Origin of the sequence: Priestia sp. GS2, assembly GCF_036409025.1 — a bacterium.
Classification (GTDB): domain Bacteria; phylum Bacillota; class Bacilli; order Bacillales; family Bacillaceae_H; genus Priestia; species Priestia aryabhattai_A.
On record NZ_JAZGJX010000001.1, the window covers coordinates 1484292 to 1509293 of the forward strand.

28 protein-coding genes and 1 pseudogene are annotated in these 25002 nt (G+C 37.7%); 24 read left to right on the forward strand and 5 right to left on the reverse strand.

All coding sequences use genetic code 11. The features are described from left to right. Positions 1 to 67: 67 nt before the first annotated feature. From V2145_RS07660 to V2145_RS07670, 3 genes are read left to right on the forward strand one after another with little or no spacing between them, the layout of a single operon-like run. The gene (locus tag V2145_RS07660) at positions 68 to 1540 is read left to right on the forward strand and encodes a spore germination protein (protein WP_330987483.1); all 1473 of its coding nucleotides are present in this window, start codon (positions 68 to 70) and stop codon (positions 1538 to 1540) included. A gap of 16 nt (positions 1541 to 1556) precedes the next feature. Further along, entirely contained in the window at positions 1557 to 2777 is a 1221-nt protein-coding gene (locus V2145_RS07665; RefSeq protein ID WP_330987484.1) for a Ger(x)C family spore germination protein, read from the forward strand. Continuing rightward, positions 2767 to 3867 (forward strand): GerAB/ArcD/ProY family transporter, encoded by a 1101-nt coding sequence (locus V2145_RS07670; protein ID WP_330987485.1) that lies wholly within the window; start codon positions 2767 to 2769, stop codon positions 3865 to 3867. The genes V2145_RS07665 and V2145_RS07670 overlap by 11 nt, the downstream gene beginning before the upstream one ends. A gap of 35 nt (positions 3868 to 3902) precedes the next feature. Here V2145_RS07670 and V2145_RS07675 read toward each other — a convergent pair whose 3' ends face one another. Then, entirely contained in the window at positions 3903 to 4457 is a 555-nt protein-coding gene (locus V2145_RS07675; protein WP_330987486.1) for a helix-turn-helix domain-containing protein, read from the reverse strand. A 97-nt stretch (positions 4458 to 4554) separates the two neighbouring features. On the opposite strand from V2145_RS07675, the gene V2145_RS07680 reads away from it, so the two are divergent. Both V2145_RS07680 and V2145_RS07685 read left to right on the forward strand, forming a co-directional pair. Continuing rightward, entirely contained in the window at positions 4555 to 5280 is a 726-nt protein-coding gene (locus V2145_RS07680) for an AzlC family ABC transporter permease (protein WP_330987487.1), read from the forward strand. Beyond that, positions 5277 to 5603: an AzlD domain-containing protein gene (locus V2145_RS07685; protein ID WP_131887811.1), complete on the forward strand. Its 327-nt coding sequence runs from the start codon at positions 5277 to 5279 to the stop codon at positions 5601 to 5603. The genes V2145_RS07680 and V2145_RS07685 overlap by 4 nt, the downstream gene beginning before the upstream one ends. Before the next feature lie 38 nt (positions 5604 to 5641). On the opposite strand, the gene V2145_RS07690 is transcribed toward V2145_RS07685, so the two are convergent. Then, positions 5642 to 6262 (reverse strand): LysE family translocator, encoded by a 621-nt coding sequence (locus V2145_RS07690; RefSeq protein ID WP_131887810.1) that lies wholly within the window; start codon positions 6260 to 6262, stop codon positions 5642 to 5644. A gap of 137 nt (positions 6263 to 6399) precedes the next feature. Here V2145_RS07690 and V2145_RS07695 point away from each other — a divergent pair, with 137 nt between their 5' ends. Then, complete coding sequence (locus V2145_RS07695; protein ID WP_131887809.1) at positions 6400 to 6945, forward strand: cupin domain-containing protein; 546 nt, start codon at positions 6400 to 6402, stop codon at positions 6943 to 6945. A gap of 110 nt (positions 6946 to 7055) precedes the next feature. On the opposite strand, the gene V2145_RS07700 is transcribed toward V2145_RS07695, so the two are convergent. Then, positions 7056 to 7928, reverse strand: a complete 873-nt coding sequence (locus V2145_RS07700; RefSeq protein WP_330987488.1) for a cation diffusion facilitator family transporter — start codon at positions 7926 to 7928, stop codon at positions 7056 to 7058. Positions 7929 to 8218: 290 nt separating this feature from the next. Here V2145_RS07700 and V2145_RS07705 point away from each other — a divergent pair, with 290 nt between their 5' ends. From V2145_RS07705 to V2145_RS07715, 3 genes are read left to right on the forward strand one after another with little or no spacing between them, the layout of a single operon-like run. Then, positions 8219 to 8647, forward strand: coding sequence for a thiol-disulfide oxidoreductase DCC family protein (locus V2145_RS07705; RefSeq protein WP_286175418.1), 429 nt, complete (start codon positions 8219 to 8221; stop codon positions 8645 to 8647). Beyond that, on the forward strand, positions 8634 to 9077 hold the full coding sequence (locus tag V2145_RS07710; protein WP_094910283.1) for a hypothetical protein: 444 nt from the start codon (positions 8634 to 8636) through the stop codon (positions 9075 to 9077). The genes V2145_RS07705 and V2145_RS07710 overlap by 14 nt, the downstream gene beginning before the upstream one ends. Before the next feature lies 1 nt (position 9078). Beyond that, positions 9079 to 9201, forward strand: coding sequence for a hypothetical protein (locus tag V2145_RS07715; RefSeq protein ID WP_256993280.1), 123 nt, complete (start codon positions 9079 to 9081; stop codon positions 9199 to 9201). 77 nt (positions 9202 to 9278) lie between these two features. On the opposite strand, the gene V2145_RS07720 is transcribed toward V2145_RS07715, so the two are convergent. Then, positions 9279 to 9434 carry a hypothetical protein gene (locus V2145_RS07720; protein WP_165932559.1) on the reverse strand — a complete coding sequence of 52 codons (156 nt, stop codon included), beginning with the start codon at positions 9432 to 9434 and terminating at the stop codon, positions 9279 to 9281. Between the two features lie 129 nt (positions 9435 to 9563). Here V2145_RS07720 and V2145_RS07725 point away from each other — a divergent pair, with 129 nt between their 5' ends. From V2145_RS07725 to V2145_RS07795, 15 genes and pseudogenes are all read left to right on the forward strand, one after another. After that, positions 9564 to 10121 (forward strand): GNAT family N-acetyltransferase, encoded by a 558-nt coding sequence (locus V2145_RS07725; RefSeq protein ID WP_330987489.1) that lies wholly within the window; start codon positions 9564 to 9566, stop codon positions 10119 to 10121. Positions 10122 to 10227: 106 nt separating this feature from the next. Continuing rightward, entirely contained in the window at positions 10228 to 10788 is a 561-nt protein-coding gene (locus V2145_RS07730; protein ID WP_330987490.1) for a hypothetical protein, read from the forward strand. Between the two features lie 73 nt (positions 10789 to 10861). Continuing rightward, positions 10862 to 11281, forward strand: a complete 420-nt coding sequence (locus tag V2145_RS07735; protein ID WP_330987491.1) for a DUF4395 domain-containing protein — start codon at positions 10862 to 10864, stop codon at positions 11279 to 11281. A 128-nt stretch (positions 11282 to 11409) separates the two neighbouring features. Continuing rightward, positions 11410 to 11799 (forward strand): hypothetical protein, encoded by a 390-nt coding sequence (locus V2145_RS07740; protein ID WP_330987492.1) that lies wholly within the window; start codon positions 11410 to 11412, stop codon positions 11797 to 11799. 31 nt (positions 11800 to 11830) lie between these two features. Next, complete coding sequence (locus tag V2145_RS07745; RefSeq protein WP_330987493.1) at positions 11831 to 12394, forward strand: nitroreductase family protein; 564 nt, start codon at positions 11831 to 11833, stop codon at positions 12392 to 12394. Between the two features lie 96 nt (positions 12395 to 12490). Next, positions 12491 to 13441 carry a DMT family transporter gene (locus V2145_RS07750; RefSeq protein WP_205687716.1) on the forward strand — a complete coding sequence of 317 codons (951 nt, stop codon included), beginning with the start codon at positions 12491 to 12493 and terminating at the stop codon, positions 13439 to 13441. Positions 13442 to 13499: 58 nt separating this feature from the next. Next, positions 13500 to 15029, forward strand: a complete 1530-nt coding sequence (gene nikA / locus V2145_RS07755; RefSeq protein WP_131887802.1) for a nickel ABC transporter substrate-binding protein — start codon at positions 13500 to 13502, stop codon at positions 15027 to 15029. Between the two features lie 395 nt (positions 15030 to 15424). Further along, on the forward strand, positions 15425 to 16840 hold the full coding sequence (locus V2145_RS07760) for an ethanolamine ammonia-lyase reactivating factor EutA (protein WP_094910276.1): 1416 nt from the start codon (positions 15425 to 15427) through the stop codon (positions 16838 to 16840). 14 nt (positions 16841 to 16854) lie between these two features. Then, entirely contained in the window at positions 16855 to 18240 is a 1386-nt protein-coding gene (locus V2145_RS07765) for an ethanolamine ammonia-lyase subunit EutB (protein WP_094910275.1), read from the forward strand. Continuing rightward, positions 18237 to 18950, forward strand: a complete 714-nt coding sequence (gene eutC, locus V2145_RS07770) for an ethanolamine ammonia-lyase subunit EutC (protein WP_094910274.1) — start codon at positions 18237 to 18239, stop codon at positions 18948 to 18950. Before V2145_RS07765 ends, eutC begins: the two co-directional genes overlap by 4 nt. Positions 18951 to 18995: 45 nt before the next feature. Next, the gene (gene eat, locus V2145_RS07775; protein WP_131887801.1) at positions 18996 to 20360 is read left to right on the forward strand and encodes an ethanolamine permease; all 1365 of its coding nucleotides are present in this window, start codon (positions 18996 to 18998) and stop codon (positions 20358 to 20360) included. Positions 20361 to 20530: 170 nt separating this feature from the next. After that, positions 20531 to 21169, forward strand: a complete 639-nt coding sequence (locus tag V2145_RS07780) for a uridine kinase family protein (protein WP_330987494.1) — start codon at positions 20531 to 20533, stop codon at positions 21167 to 21169. Between the two features lie 460 nt (positions 21170 to 21629). Next, complete coding sequence (locus V2145_RS07785) at positions 21630 to 22511, forward strand: M23 family metallopeptidase (protein ID WP_330987495.1); 882 nt, start codon at positions 21630 to 21632, stop codon at positions 22509 to 22511. Positions 22512 to 22790: 279 nt separating this feature from the next. After that, positions 22791 to 24164: an NCS1 family transporter gene (locus V2145_RS07790; RefSeq protein ID WP_311857820.1), complete on the forward strand. Its 1374-nt coding sequence runs from the start codon at positions 22791 to 22793 to the stop codon at positions 24162 to 24164. Between the two features lie 194 nt (positions 24165 to 24358). Then, positions 24359 to 24492, forward strand: a pseudogene (locus tag V2145_RS07795) (alpha-glucosidase/alpha-galactosidase); the annotation flags it as partial. Between the two features lie 83 nt (positions 24493 to 24575). Here V2145_RS07795 and V2145_RS07800 read toward each other — a convergent pair. Further along, positions 24576 to 24791 carry a hypothetical protein gene (locus V2145_RS07800; RefSeq protein ID WP_094910270.1) on the reverse strand — a complete coding sequence of 72 codons (216 nt, stop codon included), beginning with the start codon at positions 24789 to 24791 and terminating at the stop codon, positions 24576 to 24578. Positions 24792 to 25002: the final 211 nt, after the last annotated feature.

Sequence of the window (25002 nt, forward strand, 5' to 3'; positions counted from 1 at the left end):
AGGAGTTGGTAATGAGGAGAATCTAAGAATAGAAAAACCTTTGTATACATTAAAAAGGATGATGACTTTGAAAACATCAGAAAATAAATTACTAGTGGATAGCAAGCAGTTTCAACAGCAATTGGCTGAAGATTTAGGTGCGAATTCGGACTTAATTACTCGCGTTTTTACCATAGATAAAAAGTCAGAGTTAGTTATTGCCTATATTGAAAGTATTTGTGACATCCACGTTATTCAATCTGCAATTGTTAAGCCTATTAACGAACTATTTGAACATTCTTCAGTGGGAAATTTAAAACAACATCATGAACTGGTGCAACATTTAAGAAATTATTCTTTATCTGCGGCGAGAATACAAACAATAGACTCCTGGACAGCCGTTCTCGATGCTTTAGTATCAGGAAATACGGTTATATTTGTACCGAAAAGCCCGGAAGTAATTGTGGTTGGAACAAAGTCTATTGAATCAAGAAGCGTAACGGAACCAACGACTCAAGTGCTTGTTCGAGGTCCTAAAGATGGATTTACTGAAATGCTTCAAACAAATATTGCGCTTATTCGTTCACGCATCCAGTCCTCCAAACTAAAGGTTGAGCTATCAAAATTAGGCACAACAACTCAAACTGATATAGCCGTTATGTATATTGATGGCGTAGTAGATCAATCAATTCTAGAGAGTGTAAAAAAAAAGCTAGCCGATATTAGAATAGATGGTGTTTTAGAGTCAAGATACTTAGAAAGTTTCTTAGAAGGAGAGGAGTATTCTCCATTTCCTTTAACGTGCACTACAGAGCGACCAGATGTAATTGTAGGAAACCTTCTTGAAGGGCGAATTGTTGTTTTAATCAACGGTACCCCGTTTGCCATGATATTGCCAACATTATTTATGGATTTTTTTAAAACGGCTGAAGACTATTATGAAAAAGCTGATATCAGTTCAATGGTAAGGTTAATTCGAATCTTTGCTTTTGTGTTATCTCTTGTTACACCTGGTTTATATGTGGCTCTTGTTACCCATCACATTGGCATGATACCAACAGGTTTAGCTATTAGTATCGCTGCCCAGCGAGAAGGAGTACCGTTTCCAACAATTGTAGAAATCTTTTTGTTAGATATTACGTTTGAGATATTACGTGAAGCAGGCATACGAATTCCTCGGGCATCAGGGCAAGCTGCATCAATCGTTGGAGCGTTAATTATTGGACAAGGGGTCGTAGAAGCTGGATTTGTATCCGCTATATCTACTATCATTGTAGCTTTGACAGCCATAAGTAGTTTTGCAGTTCCTCAATATGACATCGGTGGCTCAGCTCGAATGTTACGATTTGTCATGCTAGTGATGGGAGCTTTCATAGGACTATATGGTATTATTCTCACTTTATTTGTTATTGTTTTTCATCTTGCAAAACTCTCTTCCTTTGGTGTACCTTACTTTTCACCTATTTCTCCATTCAATGCAGCTGCTCAGCAAGATAACTTTATTCGTTTACCTTGGAAGATGATGAAAAGAAAGAGAAACGTCGTTAGGGATAAAAAGTAAGAAGAGGGTGATTGATGTGAAGCGTTATAGTCAAGCAATAAGCAAATGTGTACTAGTAGCTTTTGTTTTCACCTTATTGAGTGGATGCGCTGACTATCGTGAAATTAATGAGCTGAGCTTTGTTTTAGGCATTGCTTTAGATAAGGGAGAAAACAGTCCGTACAAAGCAACACTTCAAGTTGTTAACCCCTCAAATGTATCAACCGCTACTAGCTCAAGTGGAGGACCTAGCATTATTAATTTTGAAGGTGAAGGGAAAACGCCGGGAGAAGCTATTTGGCATAGTTTTAAAAAGACTTCCCGTTATGTTAGCTTTCCACATTTAGAGGTTTTAGTTATTAGTGAAGAGTTAGCGAAAGAGGGTATTTTGAACATATTGGAAGTATTTGAACGTGACTTTCAACTACGCTTATCTACCACGGTTTTGTTGAGTCATAATACATCAGCTGCTTCAATTTTAAAAGTGCTTACACCCCTCAATAAAATAACGAGTGAAGCGTTAGTGACAAATGTGGAAAATATTCAAAAAGTTGTTGGGACTAATTCGAGATTAACCATTAGTAAAGTTATTCAATATACCAAAAATGCTGAAGAAGATATCACGATTTCAACAGTTACGTTAAAAAGCAAAAGTAAAAAAATGAGCGAGGTCGCGAATATCGAAAGGACTGATCCAATCAAGCCAGAAATTGACGGAACGGCTTTTTTTAAAGAAGATCGCTGGGTTGGATGGAAAGGTGGACAAAGTACCAGGGCTCTAGTAATTGCTTACAATGAAGGAGAAGTGATGTATATAACAGCTCCTTTTAGCGAAGGTGAATTTATCACGTTACGTCTTTTAGATATGAAATCTAAAAGATATGCAAAAATAAAAAATGGTAAGGCTCAATTAACAATGGATGTAAAAGGAAATGCTACAATTTCTGAAATTATCGGGCCTTACGAACTAGCTAATAACGAAGATTTAAAACCTTTAGAAAAAGTAATTGAGAAAAAACTTGAAGAAGAAATTCAACAAATGTTCAAGTTTTCACAGAAGCTGGGTGTAGATAGCTTTGGATACGGAGAACAATTAGCCATTCAACATCCTACACAATGGAGTAAGTTTAAAGATTCTTGGCGATCTATTTATAAGAATGCTGAAACAAATGTCCGAGTAGATATTTCAATTAAAACAGAGGGAGCTAGAAAAAATTCTATTAAGTTTTACGAAAGAGGAAGTGGTCATGATAACTAAAATAAGTAGTTTTCAATTCTTTTGCCTTATCGTACTATTTGAGCTGGGTAGTGCCCTTTTATTGGAGATAGGGAGCGCAGCAGGTAGACATGCATGGATTGCCATTCTAATGGGAGGGTTATTAGGCTGTGTACTTTACTTAGCTTATCTTAAGCTTTATCATTACTATCCAAACCTTACTCTTACTGAGTTAATTCAGTCAGTCTGGGGAAAATATGTTGGCTGGATAGTTGCGCTGATTTATGTACTTTATTTTATGTACATGGCAGCACGTATTCTTCGCGACTTTACAGACCTTTTAATCATCACTTCATATCGCAATACATCTTCAGTAGTAGTTGCTGCACTTATGGTTGCTGTTAGCATTTACGCAGTAAATCAAGGTATCCAGACAATTGGACGAGTTGCGCTTATGAGTATTGGAATGCTTGTTACTATTTTTTTTCTTTTGCACTTATTTGAAATTATTGGGGGGATTGAACAAATAGATAATATAAGGCCCATCTACCCGAGAGATTGGATGCCGACCTTCACAACAGTTTTTCCAAAGGTACTGACAATTCCGTTTGGAGAAATGATTACGTTTGTAATGCTGTTTCCTTTTATTAGTAAACAAAGGAATCTCAAAAAGGTAGGAGTGTACGGAATTATTGTAAGTGCTAGTTATTTGGCCTTTTCATCCATAACGAATATCATGATTTTAGATGAAGAAACGGTTGCAGAATCGACCTTTCCTTTATTGTCAGCTATTTCTCTTATTAACATAGCCAACTTTATCACACGTTTAGAATCGTTAATTGTGATTACGTTGGTAACCCTTGGTTTATATAAGCTAATTATTTTTTTCTATTGTGCTGTTCGAGGAGCTACAGATCTTTTTAAAAAGAAAAAAATGAAGCATTTCATTTTGCCAATAGCCCTACTGATTTTAATTTTGTCTTTTGCTATTGCACCAAATCACATTGAACATTTGTATATAGGCCTAGAAATAGTTCCTTACTATGTACATTTGCCACTTCAGATTATTATTCCCATTCTCCTATTAGTGACTGCAATAATTAAAGCAAAGTACATAGTACATAAAAAGTAAAACAGCGTACGAGTTCAGTACGTACGCTGTTAGAATTATTGCGGCTCCTGATAATACATCAGCAAGAAAAAGCTCGCTTCTTTTTCTGTTCGGTTTATATAACTATGAGGTGAGGAGCCTGGAAATTGAAGCGCATCTCCAGATGTTAGTACGTGTTCTTCTCCGTCTATTATAACAGACAGACCTCCGTCTTTTACCAGCAGGTATTCTTCTCCAAGGTGAGATTTTGCTCCGTGCGTACAGCCAGGAGCAAGCGTCACAATATATACTTCAAACTTTTTTTCAGGGTGATAAGGAAAGAATGGATAAACAACGTAGCTGCCTTCATTGTCTGTAATAGGTTTAAGATCTTTTAGCTGAACTTTTTTCACCTGGGCCTTTTGCTCTTGAATAAACGATGAAAAGGATACTTGGAGGCCATTGGCAATCTTCCATAGCGTCGTAACAGTTGGGCTGGATTTTCCATTTTCAATTTGCGCGAGCATCGCTTTACTGACACCTGTTAGCTCAGAAACTTGCGTGAGGGATAAATTTCTTTTTTTTCGAATGCTGATTAAGTTAGCCGCAATCGTTTGTTGAATATGGTCCATAATAGGTCTCCTTTAACATTTTTATACAAACAGTATAACATACAGTTGTTTGTTATAACAGTTGATTGTATAATATAATGAACAAAGGAGGGGTAATGTGATTACAGAAAGAGCATTTGTTCAAAGTGAAAGTGCAGTTCCCACTTTTTCACAAGGAATTAAAGACTGTATTCCCACGCTATTAGGATACATAAGTATTGGTATTGCTTGTGGAGTAGTAGGAGTAGCTTCAAAGCTTAGTGTTTTAGAAGTCGCACTATTAGCGATATTTGTTTATGCAGGAGCGGCTCAGTTTATTATTTGTGCGCTGCTTGTCGCTGATAGTCCGGCATCAGCTATTATTTTAACTATTTTCATCGTGAATTTAAGGCACCTTTTATTATGTGCAACGCTTGCTCCACACTTTACGCGCTATTCATTAATAAAGAATATAGGTATTGGAGCTCTTATTACAGATGAATCATTTGGTGTTGCAGCTAATAAAATTGCAAAGGGTGAACATGTAACAGATCGCTGGATGAATGGCTTAAACATCACGGCATACCTTTCATGGATTTGTGCTTGTGTTGTGGGAGCGTTATTTGGAAACGTGATTGCAGATCCTCAAGCTTTAGGTCTTGATTTTGCTTTGATTGCTATGTTCGTTGCCCTGCTTGTTCTACAGCTGCAAAGTCTTGCTCCAAAAAAACTTAGACATTCTCTTACCCTAATCGCATACATGACTATTGCGATGATTACGCTATCGTTTTTTATGCCTTCGCACGTAGCCGTTATTGTGTCAACTATCATTGTTGCAACGATTGGAGTGATGACTGAAAAATGAGTCTGGATTTATCAACGCTACTGATTATTTTAGGATGTGCACTTGTAACGTTTATTCCACGGGTTGTACCATTTGCAATTGTTCGAAACATGACGTTGCCAGAACCGGTTCTTAAATGGCTTTCATATATTCCCGTTTGTATCTTAACCGCTTTGGTAGTAGAAAACTTCACCGTACAAACAGAAAATGCTCTTCAAATAAACTGGGAAGTTATCATTGTAATTATCCCAACAATTTTCATTGCGATTCGAAGCAAGAGCTTATCCGTTACGGTTTTAAGCGGAGTAGCCTTAATGGCCGCAGTTCGCTTCATTATGGGATAAATAAAAAACGACTAGCCAATTGGTTAGTCGTTTTTTAATTAATTTTGTTTTGAAAACGCAAGCTTAACTCCAAAGCCAATCAGTACTAAGCCAGTTGCCCTATCCATTGCGCGCTGCACCTTGGCCGATAACAGCCAGCTTCGCAAATAGTTAATGAAAAAGACATAAACAAAAAACCAAGAAATAGATAGAAACGTATATATAACACCCATCATTAGTAATTGCTGAATAGAGCTTGAACCTGGCGTGACGAATTGAGGTAAAAACGTCAGAAAAAACATCGCTACTTTTGGGTTTAATACGTTTGATAACAATCCCTGCTTAAATGCAGACTGACCAGGTTTTATTTGGTCTTTTAAATTCTCTTCTGTTTCTTGTTTTTTTCTTGTCATAAATGAAGAAACGCCGAGGTAAATCAAATAAATAGCTCCCACGTATTTTACAATTTCAAATGCTAAAGCAGACTGCATGAGAATGGCTGAAAGGCCAAATGCTGCGGCAAACGTATGGACTAATGAACCGGCAGTAATACCCATGGCCATTCGATAACCAGAGGTGCGCCCTTCACTAACGGTGCGTTTTGTAATAAGCGCAGTATCAACACCAGGACTCATGACAACAAAAGAAGATAGTAATAAAAACGTTAATAAGTCATTCAAAATGTTCACTCCTTTGTTAAAATAGAAGTTGTAAAATATAATTAAACTATATTAAATTAATATTAACATAAAGAATGAATTTTTATTTAATTTAATTAAATAAAATCAATTTATATTTAATAAGAGAGGTTTGTAAAGTGGAAGATATCAATATAGGTAAAAAAATTGAAAAAAGTAGAAAAGAAAAAGGTATGACAAGTCGTGAATTAGCCAAATTAGCAGCTATTACACCGTCCATGTTAAGTCAAATTGAACGTGGTACCGCTAATCCATCCATTCAAACGTTGAAGGTTCTGGCAAAGGTTTTAGGAGTGCCTACATTCAGCTTTTTATTAGAAGATACAAATACAAAAGATCTAGTTGTTAGGTCAAAAGAGCGGAAAAAAATGTTTATTGACAACTTATCATATGAGCTGCTTTCTCCAGGATTTACAGGAACGCTAGCTACCGCTATTATGATCGTGCCACCGCAGCAAAAATCGTCAGAAAAATTGTTAGATCATAAAGGGGAAGAAGTTGCATTCGTGTTGCAGGGGAAAATCATGCTATACCTGGAAGGAGAACGTTATGTTCTTGAAGAAGGAGACAGCGTTAAAATTCCTCCTTACATGAAGCATAAATGGGAAAACGACTTTAATGAAGACGCAAAGATCTTATTTTCTGTGACTCCTTCGATTTTTTAACAAAAAAGCAAATAGCTAGTGATACTATTTCTGAAATAACGGCAGTAGATAAGGTAGTATAATTTATAAAAAAAAGAGTCCAACTTATTGTAGGGCTCTTTTTTATGATTTTAACGATTTTGTAAACCGTCCGGCTCTGGGTGAATCATAATGTGAGCGTTCGGAAACTTTTCCAGAATTTTATTTTCAATGCGATCACATAAGTGGTGAATGCTTTTGATGCTATCTTCAGGCGATACGATAAGGTGAAAATCAATATGTTCGTGGGCACCAGCTCTTCTTGTTTTAAAAGACTGAATTTCAATATATTCACTTTGAAAAGTACGAATGGCCTCTAAAACCTCCTCTTCTTCGTTTTTGTTTAAACGAGCGTCAAGCAGTGGCGGGAATGCTTCTTTCATTAACTTCGTTGCTTCAATCATAATATAAAGCGCTAAAGCAATCCCAATAATAGGGTCTAGAAACGTCCAATCCGTTAAGGCAACTAAGATTAAGCTAAGTCCTACACCAAGCGATGTATACACATCTGTAAGAAGATGAAAGGCATTTGACTTCATTGCAACGGAGTTAATGCGAGTTGCTTCCTTATTAACAATTCTAGAAACTACAAAATTAATAAGAGCACCTAAAAGCATAACACCAATCGCTAGAAGCGGAAGTTTGATGGGTTCAGGTGAAATTAGTTTATGTACACATTCATAGATAATCCAAATACCTGCTACATAAATAAGCAACGTCTCAATTGTTCCTGAGATATTTTCGATTTTCCCATGACCGTAAGGATGGTCGTCATCTGCTGGCTTACCAGATACTTTAACAGAAACAAAAGCGATAAAAGAAGCTAATAAATCTAGAGCTGAATGAATAGCTTCGGACAACACAGCTACTGACCCCGTAAGGATGCCAACAATTACTTTCATAAGCACAACAAAGGAATTGCTAGCGACAGATAAAAAAGCAATGTTTGAAGATGAGCGCTTCATAGAAAAAACTCCTTTCCGTTAGATGACTTTCATCGTAACAGTGGACAACCAAGTGAATCTATAGAAACGTTTTCAGTAAGAAACACTGGTTTTCAAAGTCGATAAAAAAGTTGAATAAAGACAAATCTATTTTAGGGAAAACGACTGGTTTTTATTCCTTTTATAACAGTAGTTTGTGCACTTTAAAAACGCTTTACTTACAAAACTGTAAGCTAAATGTAAGATAGCGACATCGTTACGGCTGGGAAAAGGTATTACAATTTAAAAGAAGGGAGGTTTTACCAATAGAAGTGAGAAAAAGCATCATTTTTTTTGACGGAGACTGTCATATGTGTAATCAAACTATTTTATTTATAATGAACCATGACCCAAAAGTTACGTTTTATTTTGCTTCTCTGCAATCATCTTTTGCTGAAAAGATGCGAACTAATCACAGAATTCCTCAAGAGTACAAGTCAATTGTCTTACTTCAAAGCGAGTTAATCTATACAAAGTCAACGGCAATATTACGTATTGTGAAAGAGCTGACAGGACCAATTAAATATGCATATGCCTTTATTCTTGTGCCTAGACGCCTTCGAGATAAAGTGTATGATTACGTAGCTAAACGCAGGTACAAACTGATGAAAAACAAAGCTTGCCGGCTGCCTACTGCAGAAGAAAAAAACCGATTTTTAACAGAAAAAGAGGTAAAGGAGTGGACAAATGAAAGATTCTAAATGGATTTCAATTTTTCGTCAATCAATTCCAGCAACGTTTCGGATTTTTTTAGGGATTGTGTTTCTTATTTACGGTTCTGTAAAGATTGTATTCGGTCAGTTTGGAGAGCCTACTCCTGAAGCACTTGCGCTAAATGGTGAAGGGTTTGTTATGGCATGGAGATTTTTTGGTTACTCCAAAGAATATGAAATTATAATTGGGATTGGAGAGGTAGTAGCTGCTATTCTCATTATGATTCCGCGTACTGCGTTATTTGGAGCAATCTGTTATTTCCCAATTGTTATAAATGTCATGATGATTAACTATTTCTTTGATATTGGCGTACAGGATTTAAGTACGGTACTAACACTAATGTGCCTAGCTCTTTTATTTTTTGAAAGAAAGAGGCTCATTCAAGCGCTATTTGTAAAGGAAGAAGGGAGAGTGTAAGATGACGCCGTTTATGATAAGAATGCTAGTGGGGATTTTTGTTGGAACTACTTTATACTACTGGTGGAAAGAAGTAAGAAAAAATGCAAAGCACAAGCAGAAGCATGAGTTTCCACTGAAGTAAGAATAATAAAAAACTGCAGCCATGCTTGGAAGAATTCCGCTCCAAGCATGGCTAGTATCAATATGTAATGATACTTACTAAAACGCATTAAAGAGATGCTTTATGCTTTTTATAAGTAATCGCACTGGCCAAAGTAAAAGCTGAGGAACCTCCAAGAGTAAATCAAAAAGAAAATCAAAAATATTATCTCGATTACCTAATTTTTTCTTTTTACGCATTTGTTTTCTTGGCATCAACTGAGCACCTACCATCTTTTGGTTATTTATTTTATTATATTGTTTTTTTGATGAAATGTATATTTTTTTCAAAGATAAGCAGATGTGGTAAAGTAGAAATAGAGGATAAAAAGGAGCATTGATAGTATGAACATCAGAAAAGCAAAAAAACAAGAAGCGGGCATTATAAGTGAACTTTTATATAGCATGCTTGGTCAAATTGCCAGAGACCATACTGCTAGTTCAACGGATGACGAAGCTCTTCGCGTGTTACAAACATATGTAGCGTCAGACTGCAGCCGATATAGCTATAAAAATATTACCGTTGCTGAGCTTAACGAGGTAATCGCGGGAGTAATGATTTGCTATGAGGGTGAACATATTGAAGCTTTTGATCAGCCGATGATTTCGTACGTTCGTGAAAAAACAGGAAACAGCACATGGCTTCCAGATAGGGAAACAGAAGCAGGAGACTTTTATCTTGATTCAATTGTTGTAAGTCAAAGTTATCAAGGTAAAGGCATTGGATCTATGCTGCTGCAGAGTGCTTTTCAAGAAGCAGAAAGTAGACAGCTTCCATTAACCCTAAATGTTGAATTTGAGAATGAAGGAGCTCGTGCCCTTTATGAAAAAATGGATTTTCACGTGACGGGTACACGCTATATTAGTGGAAAACCATTTTATTATATGAAGCGAAACGCATAGTGATGAAAACCTCTTTCTACACATGAAAGGGGTTTTCATATATATTGTATGTACCGAGACTTTAGGGTACAATTATGTAAAATGGATATATAAGGAAGGGGTCTTTATGGATATAAAGCGTATTCCCTTTAATATGAATTATGGTTTTAGTCAGAAGCTCCGCGAAGTGCCTTTTAGTGAAGCTGATATCCGAAAAGGAATTGCTCATTTAAAAAAGAAAGCAATCTCAGAGGAAGATGAGAGAATAGCTGCGGGCATATACCGGATAATTGGTAAATATGAACGAATTGTAGGCGAATTAAAAAGCAGCGTAAGGCATTTGCAGCTATCCATTTATTTATATGAAAGGTATCAAGAGCACAAGCAAGTATTTAAAAGCTCCATTTATTTAGGACAAACATTCCATTGGCAAAGCAATTGGTGTAAAGCAAATGAAATGTTCGAAACACTCCTCAATCAGCTTCACATAAATTCATCGCTACATACATACGCAGATTTTTTGTATCAACAGTACGGCAAGTGTTTATTAGATCAACAAAATCTTTCAAAAGCCCATCATTATTTTCAACAGTCGCTTGAAATTCGCTTGAAAACAGAAAATGATCAGCTTATCGAAGAGGCAAATGAATGCATAAAGCTTTGTTTAAGAAAGTTGAAAAACTCATAAACTTCAAAAGCTCCCATCTTTATTCTTACTAATACACTATGTATAATGAGATATAAAGAGGGGGTTATTTGTCATGGGGATTCCAAAACCACTTGTTCAATTCAATCAAGCTTTTATTGTCGTATGCGTAATGTTATCATTTTTCACAACAACATGGGTACTGCTTGCTCCATTTATTGTAGGAATCATTACTCTCTTAACAAAACAAAATCCCATTATGAAGATAGGAAAACAATTTCTTAGACAAGAAGTTTCGTCCTATCCGTTAGAAGAGCGCGGTCAGCAGCTTTTCAACCAATGGATTGCGACAATCTGTTTAGGATTATCACTGTTGTTTTTTATCACAAATCTACCGGTTATATCAGCAGCTTTTAGTATTATGGTGCTTATTGCAGCAGGAGTAGCTTTAATGGGATACTGCATCGGCTGTACGATACGCTATCGGTATATAATGTGGAAGTACAAGAGAAAGAAGCAAAAGCAAGCTGCATAAAGAAAAGGCAAAGCGCCTTTTCTTTTTTAATTGAGAAAAAGATTGACAGAAATGTCTTAAATTCAGTAATATAAGGGTAGATAATCAATTGAGAATGATTATCGTAGAACAAATGTGAGGGTAATCATATGAGAGTGATATCATTTAAAAGCTACGAAGAATACCGGGAATTTATGTTTCAAAAGTTTATCCATAAAGCCAAGCGTAACGGAGCAAATTTTGAAAGTACAGAGTTTCAAGAGCGACTTGATGAACGCATGAAGCGAGTTGAAGAGTTTTGGAATGAGAGAGAATGTGAAAAGCAAATTGCTGATCGCGGAAGCGCGACGTTATCCGTACACCGAGGTATGTTTAAAGAAGACAAGCGGAAAGTTTCAAAGGATCTTGATAATGCAAAGCTTACTGAATCGATTCATGTACGCTTAGACGCCAATACATATGATAAACTTCTTACATTTTGTGAACAACACAACATGGATATTTCGCAAGCCGTGCGATTTTTAATTCAAAATAGCTAATACAAATCTATAGGTGAAAGGAACGATTAAAATGTCAGCATCCATTCGAGACGTAATAAGAGAAAGAAGAACCATTCGTATGTTTAACAATAATCCAATTGAGAAAGAGACTATTATCCAACTTTTAGATGATGCATCATGGGCTCCAAACCATAAGCTACGTCAGCCGTGGCGACTTGTGATGTTCTATGGAAAAGGCAACAAATCACTAAGTGAGGGGATGAGAAACTTGTCCAAACAAGTTTCTGATGAAGGGGCAGCAAAAAAAATAGGAAAGATGGCAGAAAAATTTTCCCAATCACAGGCCAATATTGTTGTTACGGTCCCTAAAGATGAAAATGAAATGAAGCAAGAAGAAGATTTCAGCGCTGTGTCTGCTTTTATCCAAAATTTTTTACTGCTAGCGTGGGAACAAGAAATTGGAGTTCTGTGGAAAACAGGAAAGCTTATTCATCAACCTGGATTCAGAAAAATAGTAGATGTAAAAGAAGATGAAGCCATTGTCGGTGTACTCATGTTAGGTAAATTTGATGACGTTCCGGCACCTAAGCCGCGTGAAGCAATTATGGAAAAGCTCACGCTGATTGAAGCGTAAGAAAAACTCTTGTTGTAAAACAAGGGCTTTTTTGTATACTTGTATAAAAGATTAGTGAAGTACATCCGCACAATTGCTTCAAAAGGAGAGGATTATTTGACAAATGTTCAAAAAGCATTTGGCTCAGCTTTTTTATATGCAATCATTACAGGGTTTGCACTCATGATTGTAAAAGTAGCGCTAAATTATGCAGGGGTCATTGACGTACTTGCTCACCGCTTTACGTTATCCTTTATAGTTGCTTCGCTGCTTCTGCTTGTAAACAAAAAGAAAATGAAGGTGAATAGGCACGATGTTCTTCGGATTTTGCCTTTAGGTCTTTTATTTCCAATATGTTATTTTGGCTTTCAAGCGCTTGGTCTTTTATATACCACATCCTCTGAAGCAAGCATTATTCAAGCGTCAGTTCCAATTTTTACTTTGCTCCTTGCTACTTATCTATTAAAAGAAACGTCAACACCTCGTCAAAAGTTTTCGATTCTATTATCCGTTTCTGGCATTGTATACATACTGGCAATGAAAGGCGTAAATTTCTCAGCCAGTGGAAGCTTAGGTGCTCTGTTTATTTTACTAGCAGCTTTATCAAATGCTTCTTACAACGTACTGGCTCGTAAACTGACACGTTCTTATTCTACCATTGAGCTTACATACGTTATGATGTTCGTTGGGTTTATTGGCTTTAACGGAGTGGCAGTTGTTCATCATAGCCTTAATGGCTCGCTGGCAACATTCTTTAAACCGCTGTTTCAACTGGGATTTTTGCTATCAGTAGCATATTTAGGTATATTTTCTTCTCTTATTACAGCTTTTTTATCCAACTATGCATTAAAAACTATTCAAGCAGCACAGATGAGCGTATTTACCAATTTAGCTACGCTAATTGGCGTAGTAGCAGGCGTAGCATTTTTACATGAGCACTTGTCTTATTTTCATTGGATTGGCGGTATAGCTATTATGATTGGTATTATTGGAACAACGTATCAAGAGCGCTCCCGAGTTCAAAAGTTAAGCAAAAAGCTAATTGACAAAAAGTTAGAAAACTCGTAAACTTTTGAAATTATGATTAGCATTATTTGCTAAGATACATACTTTGGAGGATTACGACATGAAAAGACAGATATGGAAAACAGCAATCATGATGGGAGTAGCGGTGTGCATGCTTACAGCTTGCTCTGGAAATCAAGCAAACAGCTCTGCAATTTCTAATTCCAATACGCTTACCTTTTTATCTAACTTTCCAACAGATACGCTAGACCCCCAGCTTAACTATACGCCGCTGCGAGCAGGCGTTGTGGAAACATTAGTAAAAACAACAGAAGATTCACACATTGAGCCTTGGTTAGCTGAAAGCTGGAAAGCGTTAGATAACGGAACAACTTGGGAGTTTATCATTCGAGATGGGGTTACGTTTCAAAATGGAAAAGCGTTGGACGCTAAAGCGGTAAAAGCATCGTTAGAACGTACGGTGAAGGTGAGTGAAGCAATGAAAGCTTCATTAAAAATAAAAGAAATGAAAGCAGATGGTCAAAAACTAATGATTTTAACACAAGAGCCTGTTGTTTCATTGCCGTCTGAACTTGTTCACCCAAATACTGCTATTATCGACGTAACAGAAAAGAATATTGAAGCACACCCAGTGGGAACGGGACCGTTTGAAGCGGTATCTTCTCAGCCAAACAGTAAACTAGAGCTAAAAAAGTATGATCAGTACTGGGACGGTGACCCCAAATTAGATCGCGTTACAATGTTATACAATGAAGATGCAAATGCACGGACAGCTGCTCTGCAATCTGGAGAAGCTGATATCGTGTATCGCCCTGAAATTGAAAGCTTAGAGCTACTAAAGAAAGATCCGTCACTTGTAGTCGACGTCGTTCCCAGTTTGCGCACGCAAATGCTTTTATACAACACGAACATCGAAGCGTTTAAAGACGTTAACGTGAGAAAAGCGTTTGATGTCCTTTTAAATCGTCAAGACGTTGTAGACTATACGCTTGCAGGACAAGGCGTAGCAGCAAACGGCCCATTTTTAAAGGAGTTTTCTTTTGCTTACGATGCTCCTAAAAAAGAATCTGGTCCAGATTCCGCTAAAGAATACTTAAAAAAAGCAGGCTACAAAGTTGAAAACAACCAAGCAGTCAAAGAAGGTAAGCAGCTATCGTTCACGATTTTAACATACCCATATCGCCCAGAACTGCCCTTAATGGCCCAGCTTATCCAATCGGAAGCGAAAAAAATTGGGGTCAAAGTTGACATACAGCAAGTTGAAAATATGGATGAATATATGACGACAAATTCTGATTGGGGGATAGCTACATACAGCTTAATTACAGCCCCACGCGGTGATTCTTCTTATTATTTAAATAGTGTTTATGGAAAAGATGGTTTTTATAACGTAGGTCATTATGATAATCAAGCGCTTAGTCGTTTAATTAAGCAGTTAAACGAAACTGTTGACGAGCAAAAGCGCGTGGGGTTAACAAGGCAAGCGGGTAAAATAATTAATGATGAAGCCTTACACTCCGCCATTGTCCATCCAAATAATTTTGTTGCATATAAGGAAAATGTGAAAGGGTGGCAAATGACGAAAAGTGAATACTATGTTATTACTAAAAATTTAGCCCTGGAAGAATAATAGAAAGAGGCTGGGGCATAAGTAATTCAGTCAACAAAAAACCTGAACGATTGAAAGTTCATAACTTTTAATCGTTCAGGTTTTTTGTTGGTGGGGAAAACAGTGTTTGAAACAGGGGGGGAATGGAGCATAGGGTACGGGACTCCTGCGGGAAAGAGAGGGAAAGCTGAGATCCCGCAGCGCAATGGAACGAACGTGTTCTGACAACGTAAGGGGATGAGAAAAGAGGTTATTCGTCTTTTTAAAAATCTGTTTTATTATGTCCATCCTCTTTTTTATAAAGTGATGGTAGAGAAGGTGACAAAAAATCATGTTATGTTTTCTTACATCTTTGCTGTTGGATTCATTTATTTAGTTTAATGTTAACATAACGTAACCAATTAAAGGATGATTATATGACAACACGGTGGATTACAAGCATTGGGCTTGATATTGGAACAAGTACCACAAAGCTGATTGTAAGTGAGCTTTTAGTCAATCAGGTCAACGGCGCCTTTTCGCTACCTAGCTGTGATATTGTGGATCGAAAGGTTACTTATCAAAGCGAGATTTACACAACGCCTTTAAAAACAGAGACTGAAATTGATGTTGAAGCACTCAGTGAATTGCTTCAGGTAGAGTATCAAAAAGTAAACGTAGCTCTTCAAGATGTGGAATCGGGTGCCGTCATAATTACAGGAGAAACGGCCAGAAAAGAAAATGCAGAAAAAATCTTACATTATTTAGCTAATCGAGCTGGAGATTTTGTCGTAGCAACAGCTGGTGCGGACTTAGAAGGGATGTTGGCAGCCAAAGGTTCCGGTGCGGTTGCGCTGTCCAAAGAAACAGAAGGAGTCATCGCTAATGTTGACGTCGGAGGAGGAACGGCTAACGTTGCTCTGTGTGAAGGTGGAAAGGTTATTGGCACATTTACATTTCACATCGGAGGACGGTTAGTCCGAATTCAAGAAAGTGGTCGTTTGGACTATATTTCACCGTTTTTAAATCCTTTTTTACAGGAACATCAATCTACTATGCAGGTTGGTAAAATGATAGATTTTAGACAAGCTGCGATGCTGAGTGACAGCTTAGCAGATGAACTTCTAAGTTTTCTAAGAGGGTGCGACCGGACATCTTCTGTGCTTCTTTTAGAACCTCTAAAGCAACCTTTACCAGCCGTTGAAAAAGTGCTTGTTTCAGGTGGAGTTGGAAAGATGATGAATGAACACTCGCCTACTACGCTGAAGGAAACTGCGACATTCGGTGACATTGGTCCACTTTTAGCAGCAAGCTTAAGAAAAAGAGGAGGAGAGGCAGCACCAGAAACAGCTCGAGCAACGGTCATTGGTGCAGGCATGCAAAATACGGAAGTAAGCGGAGCGACAGTATACATAGCAGAAGATTGTTTGCCTCTGAAAAACATTCCAATTGTTAAAGTAGACGTAGAGAAAAATGGAGTATGGAACGAACCGTCTTTTGTGAAAAGACTACAAAGTACGCTATCCCATGCGAACACCATATTTGATTGTGAAGGACAAGTAGCAGCTATTGCGCTGCAAGCTTTTACTACCTGCACGTACACTATGCTACAAGAGTTAGCAGAAGCTCTATACAAGAGCTATACGTACTTTTTCTCACAGGCACCTTGCCTCATCGTTTTATGTGAGCAAGATTTAGCAAAAGCGCTTGGACAAGCTATTCAAAAGCGTAACAAAGCATTGAAAGTTATAGTGCTTGATGGCATTGATTTTACGTATGGAGATTACATTGATATCGGCATGAAAACCGTTGGAGAAGCAGTCACTGTATCAGTAAAGACATTAGCTTTTTAAAAGGGGATGAAACGATGATTAAGTCGTGTACAGTATTAGGAGAACAGTTTGTATTTAGAAGCTTAAAGGAAATTATGGCAAAGGCAAACGAAGCGCGCTCGGGAGATGAATTAGCAAGAATTGCAGCAAGCTCGATGAAAGAGCGAATGGCAGCTAAGCAAGTATTAGCAAACTTGACACTAAAAGAAATTCGAGAATACCCAGTTTTAAGTCCTGAACAAGACGATGTATCAGCACTTATTGAAGAACAGGTACATGAAGGAATTTTTAAAGTCATTCAAAATTGGACGGTGGCGGATCTTCGCGAGTATGTACTAGAAGATCAGCATGAAGGGGGAGACTTACTTTATATCGCCAAAGGACTAACAAGTGAAATGATTGCAGCAGTCACTAAAATTATGTCGAACCTAGATTTAATTCAAGCCGTTTCTAAAATCGAAGTGAAGACAACTTGTCAGACAACTATTGGTATGAAAGGAGTACTCGCATCTCGAGCGCAGCCAAATCATCCCTCAGATAATTTGGCCGGAATGCGTGCGTCTTTATATGAAGCACTCAGCTATGGTATTGGCGATGCGGTTATCGGTATTAATCCTGTTATTGATACAACTGAAAATATTTATGCGCTATTAAATGAAACAAAGTCAATTATTCATGAATTTCAAATTCCTACCCAAAACTGCGTTCTTGCACATGTGACCACTCAAATGCGTGCGATTGAAAAAGGCGCTTCAGCAGATTTAATCTTTCAAAGCTTAGCGGGAACCCAAGCAGGAAACGAATCGTTTGGTATTTCGCTTTCGATGTTAAAAGAAGCAACTGCATTGATTAATGAAAAAGGTACCGCGGTAGGGCCAAATCGCTGGTATTTCGAAACTGGTCAAGGATCTGAGCTTTCTGCCGAAGCTCATTATGATATTGATCAAGTCACGCTTGAAGCAAGGTGTTACGGATTGGCGCGTCAGTTTAACCCTTTTTTAGTCAACACGGTTGTTGGGTTTATCGGTCCAGAGTATTTATACGACAGTAAGCAAGTAACAAGAGCAGGTATAGAAGATCATTTTATGGGAAAAATGCACGGCTTACCAATGGGAGTGGACGTGTGCTATACGAATCATATGAACGTTGACCAAAATGATATGGATAACTTAAGTATGCTGCTTGGCACAGCGGGCGTAAACTTTGTAATCGGTGTACCGATGGCTGATGACTGCATGCTAAACTATCAATCGCTAAGCTATCATGATATCGCGACGGTTCGACGGATTTTAAACCAGAGCCCGACCCCTATCTTTAAGCAGTGGTTAGAAGAGTATGGCATTATGGAAAACAATCGATTTACGTCCAAAGCGGGTGACCCAACCATTTTTATGAACGGTGTGTTAGGAGGGATGAAATGATGACAAATGAAAAAGAACAGCTGCTAGCTCGCTTAAAAGGTTTTACGCCAGCCCGAATCGGTGTAGGACGAACAGGGACAAGGCCACTAACTGCTGATGTATTAGCCTTTCGAACAGATCATGCAGCTGCTGTCGATGCGGTGTACAGTGAAGTGGATCATAAATTATTGGAATATTTAGAATTGTTTTCGGTTGATACAAAGAGTACGTCAAAAGAACATTATCTAAAATTCCCTGACCAAGGAAGGTTGCTGTCAGAGATCGCAAAAGAACAGTTAAAGTGTAACTGTCGAAAGCAGCCAGACGTTCAAATCGTTGTTTCTGACGGATTGAGCGCAAATGCAATCGAAGCAAATATTCGCGATGTTTATCCAGCTTTGGTTGATTCATTGGGTTCGTATGATCTCAGTGTTGGTACTTCTTTCTTTGTAAAAGGAGGGAGGGTTGCATGCATGGATGATATCGGTGATATTTTAGCTCCAAAAGCACTCGTTTTACTTATTGGAGAACGGCCTGGACTTGTCAGCGCAGAGTCGATGAGTGCATACATGTGCTATCAGCCACAAAAAGGGAAAAAAGAGTCCGACCGCATGGTGATTTCTAATATTCATCGCGGCGGTACTCCTCCGTTAGAAGCAGCTGCGCATATCGGTACAGTTATTCATCAAATGATTCAGCAGCAAACAAGCGGTGTTCACCTCGTTATTTAATCGTTTTTATCAGTCAACATAACACAGATAAAAGGAGGAGTTAGAATGGCGTTACAAAAACATCTAAAACCCATTCACCTTTGGGCTATTTCAGTAGGGATGGTTATTTCAGGACAATATTTTGGGTGGAACTATGGATTTGAAGCAGGGGGAATCTTAGGCCTTGCAGTTGCCACCTTAATCGTAACGATTTTCTATACAACTTTTATGTTTAGCTATGCCGAACTATCAACGTCAATTCCGCAAGCAGGTGGACCGTCAGCTTACGCAAGGAGAGCAATGGGCTCGTTTGGAGGATTTATAGCTGGAATTGCCTGTTTACTTGAATTTGTGTTTGCACCGCCCGCTATTGCCGTGTCAACAGGTGCGTATCTGAATTTTTTAATTCCATCGATTAATCCCGTATATGCAACCGTTGGTGTCTTTATCTTTTTTATTCTCGTTAATTTAATCGGTGTTAAGGAAGTGGCTTTAATCGAGCTAAGCGCTACGATTCTAGCACTTATTGGCTTAGCAATCTTCTATGTGAGCGGACTGCCGCATATCGAAACAAGCAATCTATTTAATGAACAATCGTTCTTAAACGGGCCTTCGGGTATTTTAGCTGCTATTCCCTTTGCTGTTTGGTTTTACTTGGCGATTGAAGGTGGAGCTATGGCGGCAGAAGAAGTTGAGAATCCACAAAAGAACATTCCTAAAGGGTTTATTGCTGCCATTATTACACTAGCAACGGCTACTATTTTCACGCTATTTGTGACAGCAGGATTAGGGGGAGGAAGCGGCACAGGAGCTTCGGCAGATTATCCACTTCCACAGGCATTAGCGCTTGTCTATGATGGTAATGCACTTTCTATTACAATTGCAATCATTGGATTATTCGGGCTCATTGCAAGCTTAAATGGAATTATTATGGGGTTCTCTCGTCAAACGTATGCGCTAGCGCGAGAAGGCTACTTTCCAAAATTTCTTGCAAAAACCAATAAGAAGGGTGTGCCAGTAGGAGGACTGCTTATTCCAGGGGCAGTCGGTGTGATTTGTGCAGGGTCCGCGACGTTTGCAAATGCACTTATCATTCTAGCCGTGTTTGGTGCAATGACGATGTACTGCATTAGCTTAGTGTCCCTCTTTGTTTTACGAAAGAAAGAGCCAAACTTAGTAAGACCGTTTAAGGTCAACTATCCTGCTGTTCCAATCATTGCACTTTCGTTAGGCGTACTATGTTTATTTAGCATCGTGAAATACAGCGTTCTGACAACAGATTTAATACTTTTTAAGCGTGCGATTCCGCTCATTTATATTATTGTAGGAATCTTTGCTGCTTCAATTGTTTATTATTTTGCATACCCAGCCAGGTTATTTAAAAAGGATCTGGGTGAAGTATATGGTGAAGAGGGAATTAAAGCAAAGTAATAAAAGAGAGATTAATTGCTAAAAAGATATCAATAGAAAAGCTGAGAATAGATATTCTCAGCTTTTTTTGCTGTAGTTTATTAGTATGTATACTGATAAAATAAGAAAGCGCTTTATTTACAGGTTGATAAACTCTTGTATTGATAAAATCAAAAAATGTGGAGGAAATTATGGATCAGGTTGTTCGAGACGTAGCCAGCTTAATTAAGGGTAAGAATGAAAAGATGATAATTGGAATCTCAGGTCACGGTGCATCTGGAAAAACAACATTTGCTCAAAGTCTCATAAATGTGCTTGGAAAAGAAAAAACCAACTATATTAATACGGATCCTTATATTGTTGACTCTGAACTTAGGAAAAACACTCTAATGAGCTATGAATATAATGGGAGATTACATGAGAGCAAGGTGACGGCTTGTCATCCTGCAGCTCATAATCGCTATGCTTTAGAAAGAGATATTCAAATGATAAAAAAATCTTTAGACTTTTATACAATCGGAACGAGCTATTCAAAGAGTATCCTAATTTCTTCGAAAAAACAGGTGAATATTATAGAAGGAATGAGCGTAGCTTTTACCGATTTGAGTTTGTACGATTTGAAAATTTATTTATATACTGATGGAGAAACTGAGCTAGTGAGGAGAAGTGAACGCGATGTGTTCGAAAGAGGAATGGATCTCAATTATTTAAGGAGGACCCATCAAGAACGTAGAATTCAATATAATGTATTTATGCATGAGCTTCATAAGGACTTTGATATTGTTATTAAACATTCAAATGACAACTATATGCTTAAAAAAGGTAAATAAAAACGAAAGAAGCACTGGGTTATTCCAGTGCTTCTTTCAGCTTCTATTTAATACATTTCAATACCCCGAAAGCATGTTTGTCATCCATGTTTAAAACAATTCAATCTATATTTTTCGTTATTCCGTATGGTAAAGTCAGCATTTACTTTTGGTGGAGTTGAATTTCAAAGGTTGGCTCTTCTGGAACAAAGTCGTTTAACCTTGCATCGTATAGCTGAGCCTGCACAGCCTTCATGAACGTTTCATTTACGTCATATCATTTCATAATGGCTAATGGAACGATGGATCTTTTAGTCAAGCCAACTTGTAAAATGAGCTCTTTATTTTTACCTCTGTTTCAACATACCAGGAAAAACATAGATAAATTTTACAAAATAAGAAACTTTTTAAAGTTGTTATTCGTATTACTAAGTAAGGAAGAAAAAGATAAACAATGTGTGTTGAAAAGGGGAATAATGTAATGAAACCAAAACATACCAAAACAAAATTTCAAATCGAAGAGTTTGCTGAGTTTTTTTTAGCTGGTGAGTTTGCCGTTATTTATCATCAATTAAGCGAAGAATTTCAGTCAGAAATACCGTTTGCAGACTTTTTACATATGAGCGAAGAGTTCAATCAAGGAGTTGAGAAATATAGTTTAGAAACGCTTCTTTCCATCACGTCGTCTGTTCAACAATATATCTGGGTTGATGGTAAGAGACATAAAGGAATTAGCTTATTTGTTGAAAGTGATGGAACAATTGTTGGTTTAGAGCTTCAGCTACTTGAACAGCAAGAGAACATATGCAAAACATCGCGTACATATAGAATGCCTATTAACAAAGAGTGGTTTGTGCTATGGGGAGGTACGAACGCGCTGTTAAACTATCATTATCCAGTTCTCTCACAGCGCTATGCTTATGATTTAGTTATTCAGCGTGATGAAAGCACGTACAAAGAGTATGGTGATGAACTAGAAGACTATTATGCATTTAACCAAAAGGTAGTGGCGCCGGCTGAAGGAAAAGTCGTTGCCATAGTAGATGGATTAAAAGATAATTCAATCGGCGATGTGGATACAGAACACCCAGCAGGGAACTATGTGATAATTGATCATGGAAACGGCGAATATAGTTTATTAGCCCACTTTAAGCAAGGAAGCATTTTAGTAAAAGAAGGAGATTTTGTTTATGAAGGGAAGTGGATTGGAAGCTGTGGAAACTCAGGTAATTCAACAGAGCCTCATATTCACTTTCAGGTTATGAATGATCATCATCTCTTTACAAGTGAGTCGCTGCAAATTCAGTTTAAAAACGGTATAGAACCAATTCGTGGCGACTACGTCATTCCAACTTTCAGTTGAAAGCGAACAGAACAATCGAACGTGTTTATTTATAATAATTGTTTGGAAAAGCCGTTATGCTATAACGGCTTTTTTGTACAATTATTGAACCCGAACACGCCTTCAGCAAAGTCATTATGTACATTAAATTTAGCAGTTCTTTTGTTGAAAATATACAAATAAAAAACTGAAAATTCACTCTTTTTCTAATGAATTAACACTAAGCATCCTGTAAACTAAAAAAAACTAAATGTTATGTTTTATAACATGAAAAGTTAGGTTTAGGGGGATGAGTAACAAATGGAACAAAACGCTGATTTGCGTCCGATTGCGCATGAGAAATATCGAATTTTAGGTCCAAAAGCATATGTAGCAATGTGGTGGGGAGATGCCGTAATGGTTGGTTCATTTATGTTAGGGTCAAGTTTAATTCCACCTTTTGGAAAGCTGAATTTAACTCAAGCTTTTATCGCTTTAATTTTAGCGAATATTCTCGCTGCATTGTTATTTGCGCTAAATGGACGAGTAGGATGGAAACACGGGATTCCTATGGTTGTTCAGCTGAGGTCTTCTTTTGGTCCGGTAGGCTCTCGAATTCCAGCATTAATGAGAGCGGTCCCTGCGTTATTCTGGTATGGAGTCCAATCCTGGCTGGGAGCGCAAGCGCTGAATCAAGTGTTTATGGGACTGATCGGTTTTGATAACGTTTGGGTTTGGTTTTTCGCATTTCAAGCGCTCCAAATTTTTCTATCAGCAAAAGGCATTCAATCGATTAAGTGGATTGAAATTGTAGGGTCTGTCATTATTATGCTGGGCATTGTGTACCTGATTTTTCTCTTTTTATCAACCTTTGGATTCGAAGTTGAGAAAGTTGCTAACACTGAAGGCTCCTGGGGAATTCCATTTTGGCTGGCGATGACAGTGTTAATTGGTCAATTTGCTGCATTGCTCATTAATATTTCAGATTACACTCGCTACTTTCCGCGTAAATCTACAGCGGGTACGTTTGTAGGAGCTCATGTTGTTGGAATCGTTCCACCTATGATTTTACTCCCGTTCGTTGGAATTTTAGGAGCAGCGGCCGTTGGCGTCTGGAATCCTGTTGATATTATCTCAAATCATATTTCGAATGTAGCAGCCAGTATAATTGTGTTAATCTTTATTGCTCTAGCTCAAGTCACTACAAACTTAGTAGCTAATATTATGCCTCCAGTACTTGTGGCAATGGATATATTTAAAATTTCATGGGAAAAAGCATGCGTGATTGTTGGAATACTAGGCGTAGTAACATGTCCATGGTTTATCATGACTGATTCATTATTCTTAACATTTATCGCAGTGGTTTCTGCTTTCTTAGGTCCGATTTTTGCGATTATGGTAGCGGATTTTTACTTGATTCATAAAGGTAATTACAATGTCGCTCCTCTATATGAAGGCAAGCTATTTGCAGCATTTAAAGGATGGAACCCTGCTGCCATCATCGCCACCATTGTTGGTACATCTCTTGCATTTATTAACGTAGATCTTTCGTGGTTCTTAGGTTTAATCCCTGCAGCCCTTGTGTATGTTGTGTTAATGAAAACATGGATCATGAAACATGAGCAGTACGTAAGAGACGGATTGAATCAAACATTCCGTCAATCAGCACCATTAAAACGTGAAGAAGCAAGCTAGAAATTAATGGAACAAATGAATGGGCGCAAGATTCCGCTAAAGGTGACGGTACCTACAAAATTAGTAATTCGAGATAGCAGTGGTTTAACAATGAATCGGATGGCTAGCGGTGCATAAACAGTATAATTGAAAGAAAAAAGCATAAAAAAGAGATTAAAAAACCTGGAGCGCATGCTTCCGTTGTATTGACAGATAACGTATTAAACACAGGTGGTCTAATTAGCAACTTGCCGCAAAAAGCGTGCGTAGAAGTCCTATGCATTGTTGATTGCAGCGCATTGTTCCAGGTTATACCTCAGATCTATCACAGCAGTTAGCAGCTCTTAACAATTGAAGAGCACGGTGATTGGCTACCACAGCTTTCAGGAAAAGTGTATTATTCGATTTAATAATAAACGAGTAGGGAATTCCCTACTCGTTTTCTTCTTGTTCCAAACGTTTGTAGTGTGTTTTGCCCATCTGATAGACGAAAAATAAAAAGATAGGCAAGAGAATGATAAGGGAGGACATGCGAATCAACGTATCCACAATAGCTCCTTTAGTAATAATTAAGTTCACAATAAACATTAAAACAAAAATTACAACACCTACAGTTTTTAGCGTTTTTTTCAACTTTTCTACTTTCACTTTTATCACCTAATGTTAAAAGTAACGGATAAAGCGTTGAAAATCAACTCTTTCGATGAAAAGAGAGCAAAGAGGTTTACAGGATAGAAAATGTGTTGTACGATAAAAAAAGTTTAATTCTTACTAAATCTATAAGATATGAGGTGTATATCGTGACATCAACAACTGTGCAAACTTCTAAGCATACTAATTCAGCTCGCACAACGGTTGT